General features: G+C 71.9%; 10 protein-coding genes and 1 pseudogene. 6 read left to right on the top strand and 5 right to left on the bottom strand.

The window, feature by feature from the left end; translation table 11 throughout:
* Positions 1-6 precede the first annotated feature (6 nt).
* The 3 genes from BFF77_RS02100 (at position 7) to BFF77_RS02090 (ending at position 4358) form a co-directional block, all read left to right on the top strand.
* Positions 7-3375, top strand: a complete 3369-nt coding sequence (locus tag BFF77_RS02100) for a S8 family peptidase (RefSeq protein ID WP_079124744.1) — start codon at positions 7-9, stop codon at positions 3373-3375.
* 236 nt (positions 3376-3611) lie between these two features.
* A complete protein-coding gene (locus BFF77_RS02095; RefSeq protein ID WP_066943178.1) occupies positions 3612-3917 on the top strand; it encodes a Rossmann-fold NAD(P)-binding domain-containing protein in 306 nt (101 codons plus the stop codon).
* Between the two features lie 234 nt (positions 3918-4151).
* Positions 4152-4358 carry a hypothetical protein gene (locus tag BFF77_RS02090; RefSeq protein ID WP_066943176.1) on the top strand — a complete coding sequence of 69 codons (207 nt, stop codon included), beginning with the start codon at positions 4152-4154 and terminating at the stop codon, positions 4356-4358.
* A 316-nt stretch (positions 4359-4674) separates the two neighbouring features.
* Here the strand turns inward: BFF77_RS02090 and BFF77_RS02085 are convergent, their stop codons facing one another.
* A complete protein-coding gene (locus BFF77_RS02085) occupies positions 4675-4890 on the bottom strand; it encodes a DUF6243 family protein (protein ID WP_066943173.1) in 216 nt (71 codons plus the stop codon).
* Positions 4891-5420: 530 nt separating this feature from the next.
* On the opposite strand from BFF77_RS02085, the pseudogene BFF77_RS02080 reads away from it, so the two are divergent.
* Positions 5421-6843: pseudogene (locus BFF77_RS02080) on the top strand (DEAD/DEAH box helicase).
* Between the two features lie 80 nt (positions 6844-6923).
* Positions 6924-7262 (top strand): thioredoxin family protein, encoded by a 339-nt coding sequence (locus BFF77_RS02075; protein ID WP_066943171.1) that lies wholly within the window; start codon positions 6924-6926, stop codon positions 7260-7262.
* Positions 7263-7415: 153 nt separating this feature from the next.
* On the opposite strand, the gene BFF77_RS02070 is transcribed toward BFF77_RS02075, so the two are convergent.
* Positions 7416-8648, bottom strand: a complete 1233-nt coding sequence (locus BFF77_RS02070) for an ATP-binding protein (RefSeq protein ID WP_245703098.1) — start codon at positions 8646-8648, stop codon at positions 7416-7418.
* 106 nt (positions 8649-8754) lie between these two features.
* A complete protein-coding gene (locus tag BFF77_RS02065) occupies positions 8755-9321 on the bottom strand; it encodes a nuclear transport factor 2 family protein (RefSeq protein WP_079124743.1) in 567 nt (188 codons plus the stop codon).
* On the opposite strand from BFF77_RS02065, the gene BFF77_RS35030 reads away from it, so the two are divergent.
* Positions 9311-9559, top strand: coding sequence for a hypothetical protein (locus BFF77_RS35030; protein WP_141698334.1), 249 nt, complete (start codon positions 9311-9313; stop codon positions 9557-9559). The two genes, BFF77_RS02065 and BFF77_RS35030, sit on opposite strands and share 11 nt — an antisense overlap.
* Positions 9560-9582: 23 nt before the next feature.
* Here the strand turns inward: BFF77_RS35030 and BFF77_RS02060 are convergent, their stop codons facing one another.
* Positions 9583-10017, bottom strand: coding sequence for an SgcJ/EcaC family oxidoreductase (locus tag BFF77_RS02060; RefSeq protein WP_066943169.1), 435 nt, complete (start codon positions 10015-10017; stop codon positions 9583-9585).
* Positions 10018-10029: 12 nt separating this feature from the next.
* On the bottom strand, positions 10030-10995 hold the full coding sequence (locus tag BFF77_RS02055; protein WP_066943167.1) for a helix-turn-helix domain-containing protein: 966 nt from the start codon (positions 10993-10995) through the stop codon (positions 10030-10032).
* Positions 10996-11675: the final 680 nt, after the last annotated feature.

Below are 11675 nucleotides of genomic sequence, written 5' to 3'. Positions count from 1 at the left end.
CATGCCTTGAATCAGCGTAAGAGGCGAGCGAGTGAGGCTCCCGCTCTCGCCGTGCTCGTCGCCGCCGCCCTCACCTCGGCCCTGCTCGGTGCCCCGGAGTCCGGGGCCGCACAGTTCGACAGCGGTACGGCAGACACGGCAGGCACGGCCCGCGCCCTCGGCAAGGCCAGGACAGTCACCCTCGTCACCGGTGACCGGGTCACGCTGGACGCCACCGGACAGGTCACCGGTGTGCGGCCCGGCAAGGGTCGGGAAGGCACCGCCTTCCGAATTGCGCGGAGCGCCGGCCGCACCTACGTCGTCCCGCGTGACGCCGAGCGGCTCCTCGCGAACGGCACCGCCGACCGGCGGCTGTTCGACGTGACGCAGCTGGTCAAGTGGGGTTACGACGACGCGGCCCGCCCCGACCTCCCGCTGATCGTGACGTACGCCAAGGACCGCACCCTCGCGCCGGGCGCCCTGTCCGCCGCCGGAGCCCGGGTCGGCCGGGACCTGCCCAGCGTCAACGGGGACGCGCTGAAGGCCCGTAAGTCCGAGGGCGCCGACCTGTGGGAGACGCTCACCGGCAGCGGGGGGACGGCGCGGGAGAGGTCGGCCGCCGCCGACCGGGTCGAGAAGATCTGGCTCGATGGGAAGGTCGAGGCGGCCCTCGACCGGAGCACCGCGCAGATCGGCGCCCCCGGGGCCCGGGCGGCGGGGTACGACGGCACGGGCGTCAAGGTCGCCGTGCTGGACACCGGAGTTGACGGCACGCACCCGGATCTGAAGGGCCGTGTCGACGCGGCGGAGAACTTCTCCGAGGCGGCGGACACGGTCGACCGGGTGGGTCACGGCACGCATGTGGCGTCCACGGTGGCGGGGTCCGGCGCGCGCTCCGGGGGTACGTACAAGGGGGTCGCGCCGGGCGCCCGGCTGATCAGCGGCAAGGTGCTCGACGACAGCGGCCACGGCGAGGAGTCCGGGGTCATCGCCGGCGCGCAGTGGGCCGTCGCGCAGGGTGCCGAGGTGGTCAACCTCAGCCTGGGCGGCCCCGACAGCCCCGGTGACGACCCCGTAGAGCAGGCGGTGAACGAGCTGTCCGCCTCCTCGGGCGCCCTCTTCGTGATCGCCGCCGGCAACGAGGGCCCGAGCGCCGGAACCGTCGGATCGCCGGGCAGCGCCGCCGCCGCGCTCACCGTGGGCGCGGTGGACCGTGCCGACGCGATGGCCGAGTTCTCCAGCCGCGGCCCGACAGCGGACGGTTCCCTCAAGCCCGACCTCACCGCCCCCGGCGTCGACATCGTCGCCGCGAAGGCCGCCGAGGGCACGGAGGGCGACCCGGCCGCCGACGGCTACGTGTCGATGAGCGGTACGTCGATGGCGACCCCGCATGTCGCGGGCGCCGCCGCGATCCTCGCCCAGCGTCACCCCGACTGGACCGGTGAGCGCCTCAAGGCCGCGCTCATCGCGTCCGCCGAGCCCACCCCCGGCGTCTCGGCGTTCGCGCAGGGCACGGGCCGTACGGACATCGTCCGCGCCCTCGGCCGGCAACTCACCACCAGCCCCGCCACCCTAGGCTTCCCCGCCCAGCAGTGGCCGCACACCGACGACAAGCCGGTCACCAAGACCGTCACCTACCGCAACGACGGCGACCGCCCCCTCACCCTCGACCTCACCACCGAGGCGTACGGCGAGGACGGAAAGCCCGCCGCCGAGGGCATGTTCGAGGTCTCGCCGAAGCGGCTCACCGTCCCGGCGGGCGCCACCGCGACCGCCCAGGTCACCGCCGACGGCGGCGCGGGCACGGCCGACGGCGCCTTCGGCGGCTCGGTCACCGCGACGGACGGCGCCGGCAACACCGTACGGACCGGTGTCGGCGTACAGCGCGAAGCCGAGTCGTACGACCTGACCGTCAGGCATCTCGACCTCAGGGGGAAGCCCGCCCGGCGGTCCCAGACCGGGGTGCAGGGGCTGGACAGCGAGATCTGGAACGACTACTCGGACGACACGGACGGCGAGTTCACCGTGCGGCTGCCCAGGGGCCGTTACAGCCTCGAAGGCCGTATCGACACGGGCGCGACCCCGGACGCCGGGGACCTGGCCCTCCTCCTCAACCCCAAGTTCTCGCTCACCCGTGACACCACCCTCGTCATGGACGCCCGCAAGGCCGAACCGGTCCGGATCACCGTGCCGGACGCGAGGGCCAAGCACACCGACGCCACCTTCAACTACGGGTTCGCAATCGACGGGAACCAGAGCGTCACCACGTACGAGACGGGCGGCTTCGGCAAGCTGCGCGTCGGGCAGTTCGGCGCCCGGCTGCCCGCCCGCGAGGCGTTCGCGCAGTACAACGGCACCTGGACGCACGGGAGTACGAGCTACCGGCCGGCGATGAACCGTACCGGCGATCTGGCCGGCTTCACCGCGAACCTGAAGCGCTCGCAGTTCGCCAGGGTCACCATCCCCGTCGGTGAGCCCGCCAAGGACAAGAAGGGGTCGCTCGTCGCCGCGCCCCTCACGCCGGGGGGCGGATTCTGGGCCGACTTCAACCCGACCGAGTTCTCCCTGCCCGCCACCCTCACCGACTACGTTCTGCCGGGCGTGCGGTGGCGGTACTCCGTGTGGCAGACGAGTGGCACGGACGCGGACGGCGAAACCGTGTACGACGCCGGCCAGTGGACCGCGAACCCCCGGGCGTACAGCGCGGGCGAGCAGTACACCGAGCGCTTCAACACCGGCGTCTTCGGCCCGCATCTCACGGGCCCGCTGACCGGCGGCGAGGACCGTCCGGGCGCGGTCCGCGTCGGTGACACCCTCACGGCGTACCTTCCGCTCTTCTCCGACGGCGCCGGGCACGTGGGCGAATCCCGTTACAGCAAGGCCAGGAGCACCCTCCACGCGGGCGGCACGGAGATCTTCGCCGCGAACACGGACCTGGCCGGCGTCGCGTACGAACTCCCCGCCGCCAAGCGCACGTACCGCCTGACGACGGACGTCTCCCGCCCCACCTCCCTCTCGTCGGTCTCCACCCGGGTCACCGCCGAGTGGACCTTCACCTCCGGGCACGTCACCGGTGCCGGGCAGCGGCTGCCCCTGTCGGTGGTCCGCTTCACGCCCCGGCTGTCCACGGAGAGCACGGCCGAGGCGGGTACGCGTTTCTCCGTCCCGTTCACGGTCGAGGGCGCGGCCACCGCGCGCACCGCCCGCAAGTTGGCCTTCTCCGTCTCGTACGACGACGGCCGGACCTGGCACCCGGCGAAGGCGGTCGACGGCAAGCGCCTTGACCTGCGCCACCCGGCGAAGGCGGGCCCGGTCTCTCTGCGCGTGACACTCACGGACGCGGCCGGCAACACCCTGAAGCAGACGATCCACCGGGCCTACCGGGCCGTCAAGTAGACGTCTGTACACGTGTGTTGGTCGGACGCCCGGGTCGGCTTCGGCCGGCTCGGGCGCTCCTGCTGTGAACGGGACCCGCCGACCGCCCGGAAAGTGAGAGGGGCCCGAGGGGAGGAGGGGGAGCGCGATTGTCGGGCAGGACGGCCTCGTGACGCAACCGTCCCTCCCCTCGTAGCCGAGCGGGCGGCGCGAGAACAGGCCGATCACGGTGGCCGGGCAGAGCTTGCCCCCCGCTGGTGACGACGGTCATGCGTCACGGCTTCGTCGAGCAGCGGCGGGCACGCCGTCCCAAGACGCCGGCCGCCTTCGTCCGCGGAATGCTCGCCGACGAATCCCGTCCCTCTCCGGGTGACCCGGCCAAGATGGCGGCGATCATCATCGGCAGCGTGGATACCACTCCCGCACCCAAGCGGATCGTGCTGGGAAGCGATTCCTACGGAATCATCGTCAAGGCGCTCACCGAGCGCCTGGCCGACATCGAGCCGCAGAAGGAAATCGCGGCTTCGACCGATTTCGCCGCCACGCCGGACGGGCCGAGGTAGTCGACGATGATCGTAGTGCTGAGCGAGATGGCCCAAGGGTTGTCCCGTAATCCCCGGCGGGCGCGCGCCGACGGCTACGGCGCCTCGCCGCGTTGTCGGAACGCCCGAATACATCCAGTATGCGGGTGCCCCTGCGCCTTGCGACGCACCGCGTCCGACGCCGCGCGCTGATCCGCCAGCGATTACGGGACAGCCCTTGGTCAGCTGAATCCGACGACCGGATACGTTCCCGCCGTGCCCGCGGTCGAACGGTTCTGTCGGGCATTCGACGGGTGCGGGCGTTTCGCGCTGAGTTTCCCCTTCCACCGGCCGGGCACTCTGCTCGCGGCGGTGATCCGGCAGACGCCCCAGTTGCCGCGCGAGCACGTCAGGGTCGCCCGTGACGCGCCCGAGCTCAAGGAACGGCACGACCGGGTGACGAGAGTCGAAGTCGCGCTCTGAGCTTGGGAAGCACCCGGCACTCTTGCCCGCCTCTGACCGGGGGAAACGCGTCCCTGGGAGCGTGCCGCAGTGGCTTCGTTCGGGCCCCTGCTGACCGCTGTCCACCGTCCTGACCGGCGGGTAGTGGCACGCCCATCCTTGGGTGGGCGGCCGAGACGCTGTTGGTCGGCCGAGAGCTGAGCGGGAGCGGCCGCGTTCGGTACGGCCGCAGACCCCCCGGCACGGCAGCGGGGCCCGGACCGTGCGTCGCGGTCCTGGCCCTGCCCCGTGCGGTGCCGCCCCGCCCTGTGCGGTGCCGCCCCGCGACAGTGGTGCGTCAGCTCTGTGCGGTGTCGTCGCCCGTCTGCCCGGCGCCCTCGGCTGCGCCTGCCTTCTCGCGGATCTTGCGCACCAGCTCCGCCTTCCGGTCGGCGGCGCCCTTGCGGTCGAGGTTGCGGTGCGGACCATTGTTCTGCCGTTCGGCGCGGGACAGCCTCTTGCGCTGGCCGCCGCCCATGCCCACAGGGTTGTTGATGTTCTTGCTCACGGTCATGGGTTCTCCCGGAATGATGTGAAGTGATCTACGGATTCATCGGTGGGGGACGGGCGCGGCGACGCCGAGGGACGTCAGCAGGGGCCCATCATCACGCTCTCACTCGTCAATCGGCGTCCTGGCCTCCGGCCGAGTATGCGCCGTGCACGGACATGCTGGTCATGTATCAGTGCAAGCGCGGGACATCGATCCCGAACTCCCTGATCGCCCGCGCCCGACCGTGCCCGCCCGCGCCCCGACCGTGCCCGCCATGGTTTCCAGCCGGGGGCGATCGCGTCCAGCGCCCGGCCACCTACGGCAGGAACCCTCGTACCGCTCGGCAACAGCATCCCGGATGTCGAGGGGCTTGCCGGCCTTGAGCGCGTGACGATCCCCCCGGGCGGGTGCCGGGGCGGTTGCCCGGCCGGGGAGCGGGACGGCCGGCGTGAGGCCCGCGCTGGTAAGGTTGGGTCACGCTTGCAGAGAGCCTGGGCCCGTGCCGGACAAGGTACGGGCCCAGGTCCGTTCAGGGCGCCGAAACGAGGAACCCCATGAAGGCGAAGCAGCCGGCCTCCGGTCGCTCCGGAGCCGGCAGGTCCGACCAGGGGAGGGCCCCGCGGGGCGAGCTCTCGGTGCCGGGGACACTGGCGCCCGGCCTCCCGCCGGCCGGCTCCTTCGCGGAGCTGGAACTGCCGGTCGAGCTGATGGGGGTGCTGGCGGGGCTCGGGATACGGGAGCCATTCCCGATCCAGGCGGCCACCCTGCCGAGCGCGCTGGCCGGCCGGGACGTGCTCGGCCGCGCGCGGACCGGCTCGGGAAAGACTCTCGCCTTCGGGCTGGCGCTCCTCGCACGTACGGCGGGCCGGCGCGCCGAACCGAAGCGCCCTCTCGCGCTGGTCCTGGTACCGACAAGGGAACTCGCGCAGCAGGTGAGCGAGGCGCTGGCTCCCTACGCGGAGGCGCTCGGGCTACGCTCGCTCGGTGACTGTGGTCGGCGGGCTGGCGATCGGCCGGCAGGCGGCGGCACTCCGGGCGGGTGCCGAGGTCGTGGTGGCGACGCCGGGACGGCTGGCCGATCTCGTCGCCCGGCGGGACTGTCACCTGGACCGGGTGCGGATCGCGGTGCTGGACGAGGCGGACCAGATGTGCGACATGGGTTTCCTGCCGCAGGTCTCGGAGACCCTGGACCGGACGCCCCCCGGCGGGCAGCGGATGCTGTTCTCCGCGACGCTCGACCGCAACGTCGATCAACTGGTCAGGCAATATCTGAGTGAGCCGGTGTTCGCCGCGGTCGACCGGGCGGAGAGTTCGGTCGCGACGATGGACCACCACGTATTGAACGTCCATCCCGCCGACAAGTACGCGACAGCCACCGAGATCGCGGCTCGGGACGGGCGGGTGCTGATGTTCCTGGACACCAAGCACGGTGTGGACCAGTTCACCCGCCACTTGCGGAGCAGCGGCATACAGGCGGGTGCTCTGCACAGCGGGAAGTCGCAGCCGCAGCGCACGCACACGCTGGCCCAGTTCAAGGACGGCGGGATCACGGTGCTGGTGGCCACCAACGTCGCCGCCCGTGGCATCCACGTCGAGCACCTGGACCTCGTCGTCAACGTGGATCCGCCCTCCGACCCCAAGGACTACCTCCACCGCGGCGGGCGCACCGCGCGTGCCGGGGAGTCCGGCAGCGTGGTCACGCTGGTCACGCCCGGCCAGCGCCGGGACGTGAACCGGATGATGTCGGAAGCCGGGATCCGGCCCGCGGTCGCTCAGGTTCGCTCCGGCGAGGAGAGGCTGACCAGCATCACAGGCGCGAAGCGCCCGCCGGTGCAGGACGGGGCGAAGACCGGCGACGCGGCGTTCCGGGGTCTGGGTACCCGCGCGGGCCGCCCGCCGAAGGAATCCCGCAAGGCCGCGGAGGCGCGCACGATGGCGGAGGCCCGCAAGGCCGCCCGAGCGCGCAGGGGCCGCTGACGGGCGGTACGGCCGCCGCGGTCGGGGGACACAAGGAGGCACCCACTGCCTCGCATCGAGCGGAACGTCAAGGAGAGCTGATGGCAAACAGGGTCCAACAACCCTATGAGGACGCCGAGTTCGAGTTCATCCTGGCGAGGGCGGACGTGCCGGTGCTCGCGTACTTCCACGGGGTGTGGCCCAAGGCCGCGGCAGCATGCAAGGAAATGGATCCCCTGGTGCGGGAGGTGGCCGACACCTACGAGGGCCGACTGATCGTCGTGCGGGCCGACATCGCAAGATGCCCCGGCCCCGTACGGCGGTACGGCGTCACCGGCGCGCCCTCCTTCGTGCTGATCGATCGGGGCGAGCCGATGGCGGACAGGAGCGGTCCGATGTCCAGGACCGCGCTCGGGGAGTTCCTGGACGCCCACCTGTGAGCAGACCGCATACCGGCCGGCGAGGTTGCGCCCGCAGCGACCGGCCCGGGCACCGTCGTGGCCGCAGACGTACAACTCTTCACCGAAACCGGCGAGTGCCCTGATGAGGTCCTGGTGAGGCCCTGGTGAGGCCCTGGTGCTCGCGCAAGGCGGCTACCCGTCGTGGCCGGAAGTCTGCTCCATCCTGTTCGCCCGATGGCTGCCTGCATCGGCACCAACACGGCTTCCCAAGTCGATCCAGAACGGTTCGGGGTTGCCTTGTGGGCGCCGCTGGACACCACTGTTTACCGCTCCAACTGGCACGTTACGGCACGGTCGGGCTGTTTCCCGCAGACGAAGAACCGCCTTCACCATGTGGCCGTGATGACCTCCGCCAGCACCCGATGAGCCGTACGGCGCCGACTCGCGTCTGCGGCCCGGTAGACGGCGGACCGGGCCAGGGGGTGGCAGAAGCGGACGCGGGTGGAGAACTCGATGAGCCCGGTGGCGGTTGCGTCCGTGCCGGCGGTCGGTAGGTCGATGCGGAGGTGGCGTGCAGCGGGCCAGGGCAGGGCGGGGGTCGCCGGTCGGGTCGGCGCTGGCGAGGGTCAGCAGCAGCCGTGCGCCGGCGGGCAGTTCGGTGAGCCTGGCCCGGAAGCTGCGCCCGGTCCGGGACGGCACCGACGAGGTGTCCGGCAGGGCGAAACCATTGTCCTCGGGCAGTTCGAGCAGCGCCAGCGGGTTTCCGCGCGCTTCGGCCAGGAGGCGGTCGCGTACCTGCTCGTCGAGCGTCACATGGCTCTGCGCCGCCAGCAGCGCGCGTGCGTCGGCATCGCTGAGCCCGTCGACGAACAGGCCGGGCAGCTCGTCCGGTTCGCCCGCCGGGGACGGGAGCCGGACCGCGAACACGATGGTCACGGGCTCGGAGGTGACGCGGCGGGCGAGGAAGGCCAGCGCCTTCGACGACGCCGCGTCCAGCCATTGGGCGTCGTCGACCACACACAGCGGCGGGCGTTCACGGGCCGCGGACGCCAGCAGCTCCAAAGCCGCGATTCCGACGCGGAAGAAGTCCGCCGGCCCGGTGGCCAGTCCGCTCGCGCCCCGGAGGGCCTCGCGGTGCTGAGTCGGCAGCTCGGCGAGATGGCCGAGCACCGGTACGCGGAGCTGGTGCAGGGCGGCGTGCGGCAGCTCCGTCTCGTACTCCGACCCGGACGCGTGGATCACCCGGAACCCGGACGCCGCCGACCGGGCGTGATCCAGCAGCGCGCTCTTGCCGATGCCCGCCTCACCCCGCAGGACCAGCACGCCACCCCGGCTCCCGCGGGCGGCGCCGATCAGCTCGTCGATGCGCCGGATCTCTGCACGCCTGCCGACGAGTGGACCGAGGGCGGGTGTCAACGGACGCATGGCACCGTGCTCCATCGGCGGGCCGGAAGAAGTCCGCGAAGGGATCGCGGCCTGGCGTACGCCGTCTCGCCCGGGCGAGACGGCGTACGCCAGGGGGCCGCGGCCGTCAGTTGAAGACGGTGTCGGCCGGGAGGCCGGACTGGCTCAGCACGTCGGCCCGGTTGTAGTAGTCGTCGTTCGTGACGATTTTGTTCCCGCGCATCTTGAGGATCGCGACGGCGGGCACGGAGAACGGCTTCGGCGCCCCGGCCAGGTGCCCGCTGAACGTCCAGCTGATCGCCACCTGGCCGTTGTCGGCGAACGCGCTGTTGACCTTGACGGTGGCGTTGTTGACGAACTGCTTGGTGACGGTTGCCCACTGGGCGACTCCGTCACGGCCCCTGAAGGTCTGGCCGAGGGCGTGGTCGCTGTAGCGGGCGTCGTCGGTGAACAGGGCGGCCAGGCGCTTGGGGTCCTTGCTGTTCCACGCCTTCTCCCAGGAAGTGGCGATCGACGGCTTTCCGTGCTGCCAGTGCCGGCTCGCCTTCTCGGCCGGTGCGGAGGACGAGTGGCGGGCCGTCCTCGCCGTACTGGTGTCCTGGGAGCCGTAGGCGGCCGCGGCGGATATTCCGGTGAGGACGGCGGTCGCGGCGACCGCGACGACGGCGGCGACGGCCGGACGGATGATCTTCATTGTTTCTCCAGGAAGAGCATGGGCTGATGGGCGTGGTCGTCACGTGACGACGGTGCGGGAAGATTCAGGGGGCCGGCTCGTGGCCCTGTCCGGGGCGACCGGCGTGGGTATCGTCGGCCTTGCTGTGGTCGGCCTTGCTGTGGTCGGCCTTGCTGTGGTCGGCGTGCTCGGCGGTCGCGGCTGCCCGGTCGCGCCGGGCGAGCGATGCGGTGACGGTGATGCGGTGACGGCGACGTAGCCGGGGATCGGGGCGCGGCGCGTCTATCCGGCGGCCAGGGACTCCAGGGCGGCCATGCCCTCCAGCGAGAGCACGCGCGCGTTCTGCAGCGCCGTGACGACCCAGCGGTCGTCCCGCCACACCGTGACGAAAAGCTGCATGGAGAAGCGCGTCGACGGCGGCTCCTCCTCGCCCGGCAGGAGGATGCCGACGCGGTTGTGGATCACGCCGACGCCGGGGCTGACGATCCGGGCGAACGGCACCTCGCCCCGTACCAGTTGGGAGCCCTTCATGACCGTGCCGAGGAGCACCTCGTGCGCCGTGATCATCTCGGCGCGGCTCCGGTGGACGGTTCCCTCGAGCTCCGCGAACACGGCGTCCTCGGCGAAGTCGGCGAAGAAACCGGCGGCGTCCCCGCGGTTCCATGCCTCGTGCATCCGGGTCGGAATGGTGCTCATCGTCTCGACCGACTGTTCCATGCGATTACCTGATTACCTTTCCGCGATGTGTGCGTCACCATCCTCACCAGGCCGGGCGGCGGGCGCCTTGACTGTCCGTGCGCGGTTGCTGGATGTCAGCGCCGCCGCGTTGTAGCCGTACGTCGCCTTGAAGAGCCTGCTGAAATGCGCCGGATCGGCGAATCCCCAGCGCGCGGCGACAGCCGCGACCGTCCGGCCGCTTCGCGCCAGATCGGCGCGGCACCGCTCCAGGCGGCGCCGGCGGATCAGGGCCGCCACCGTCAGCGGCTGGTCCTGGAAAAGCTTGTGGAGCCGGCGTACGGAGATGTGGTGTGCCGCGGCGATCCCGGCCGGGGCGAGATCCCGGTCGGACAGCCGCGCCTCGATATAGCCGAGAACGCGGTCGCGCAGCACCTCGTCGGGGGCCGGGCGTACGTCGCCGAGCCGGGCTTCGAGTGCCATCGAGACCAGCTCGATGACCGCGGCCGCCGTCCGGTCCGCCTCGCCGGCGCGGAATCCGGTCAGCGACCGGGCCATGTCGCGCGCCAGTGAGGACACCAGGGCCGCCGGGCCGCGGTCGCCTTTGATGCGTACGCCGGCCAGGCGGGCGGCGTCGCCGGGGCGGAGCCTCAGCTCCCGACGGGGCACCAGCATGGTGACGTGCGTGGAGGCGGTGCTGGCGAACCGTACCGGCCGCGCCGGGTCGATCAGGACCAGGTCGGCCGACGAGAGATCGGCGGTGCCGCGGCCCTGCTCGACGCGCGCCTGTCCCCGCGTCACCAGGTCGATCTGCCAGAGCTCCTCGTCGGCCGCGCGGGTGCTACGGGCGTCCCGGAAGCACTCGCCCTCGGGCGTGGTCAGCTCGATCAGCTTGAGAGGCCCGAGGCCGCGCGCCACGACGCCGGCCCGGAATTCCCCGGCGTGGTGCCGCCTGCTGAGCACAGGCGGCAGCCCGCTGGCCGCGAGCGTCTCCCCGAAGGCTTCGATGTCGGTAAACACGGATCCCACGGTAGGCCGGTCGGCGAGCGACCGGATGAATGACAGTCCGATGTTCCGCCGTGGCCGCCGATGAAGATGAACACGTACAGCGCCGCCGGAAGGGCGTCCGGGCCGGTTCGCCCGTGCCGGGCGGAAGGCGGACCGCCTTCAGCGCGGCTTCGGTGCAGCTTCGGGGCAGGGGGTGAGCGCGTCCTCCAACGCCGCCCGCGCGCCGCGCAGGGCGAGACGGAGCCGGGTCCGGTGCGCGGCGGACTTGGGCCGGCAGGAGGCCGCCCTGGATCGCGGCCATGGTGAGGTCGGCCAGCTCCGTCACGTCCGCGTCCGGGTAGGGTCCATGTGTCCAACGGCGCCAACCTGGCAGGGAACGACCCGACCCTGATGCCGGCGGAGCTGCGGCGGCGCTGACATGCCTTCGCGGAAGGCGACACCCCGAGCAGTGGTCCATCCCGCGGCTGCCTCCTGCCGGTCAGGGAGGTGTCCCGTGCTGGTCAGGTGGGGGTGGGCTGGGTCTGGATGCAGTTCTTCCATTCGACCCAGCGGCGGAGCCCGCCCCTGGGTCGAATGGAAGAACTGCACCCAGACCCAGCCCATCCCCACCTGACCAGCACGGGACACCTCCCTGACCGGCAGGAGGCAGCCGCGGGATGGACCACTGCTCGGGGTGTCGCCTTCCCCGCAGG

It is taken from the genome of Streptomyces lushanensis (genome assembly GCF_001700515.1).
Taxonomy (GTDB): Bacteria; Actinomycetota; Actinomycetes; order Streptomycetales; family Streptomycetaceae; genus Streptomyces; species Streptomyces lushanensis.
The sequence above is the reverse complement of the archived record's forward strand: the minus strand, read 5'-3'. Positions and strand labels throughout refer to the sequence as shown.

Excerpts from the sequence above, each read along its gene's own strand:
- BFF77_RS02085 (WP_066943173.1), bottom strand. The coding sequence starts at position 4,890 with ATGACCGTGAGCAAGAACATCAACAACCCTGTGGGCATGGGCGGCGGC.
- BFF77_RS02075 (WP_066943171.1), top strand. The coding sequence starts at position 6,924 with ATGGCAAACAGGGTCCAACAACCCTATGAGGACGCCGAGTTCGAGTTC.
- BFF77_RS02070 (WP_245703098.1), bottom strand. The coding sequence starts at position 8,648 with ATGCGTCCGTTGACACCCGCCCTCGGTCCACTCGTCGGCAGGCGTGCA.
- BFF77_RS35030 (WP_141698334.1), top strand. The coding sequence starts at position 9,311 with ATGATCTTCATTGTTTCTCCAGGAAGAGCATGGGCTGATGGGCGTGGT.
- BFF77_RS02065 (WP_079124743.1), bottom strand. The coding sequence starts at position 9,321 with ATGAAGATCATCCGTCCGGCCGTCGCCGCCGTCGTCGCGGTCGCCGCG.
- BFF77_RS02060 (WP_066943169.1), bottom strand. The coding sequence starts at position 10,017 with ATGGAACAGTCGGTCGAGACGATGAGCACCATTCCGACCCGGATGCAC.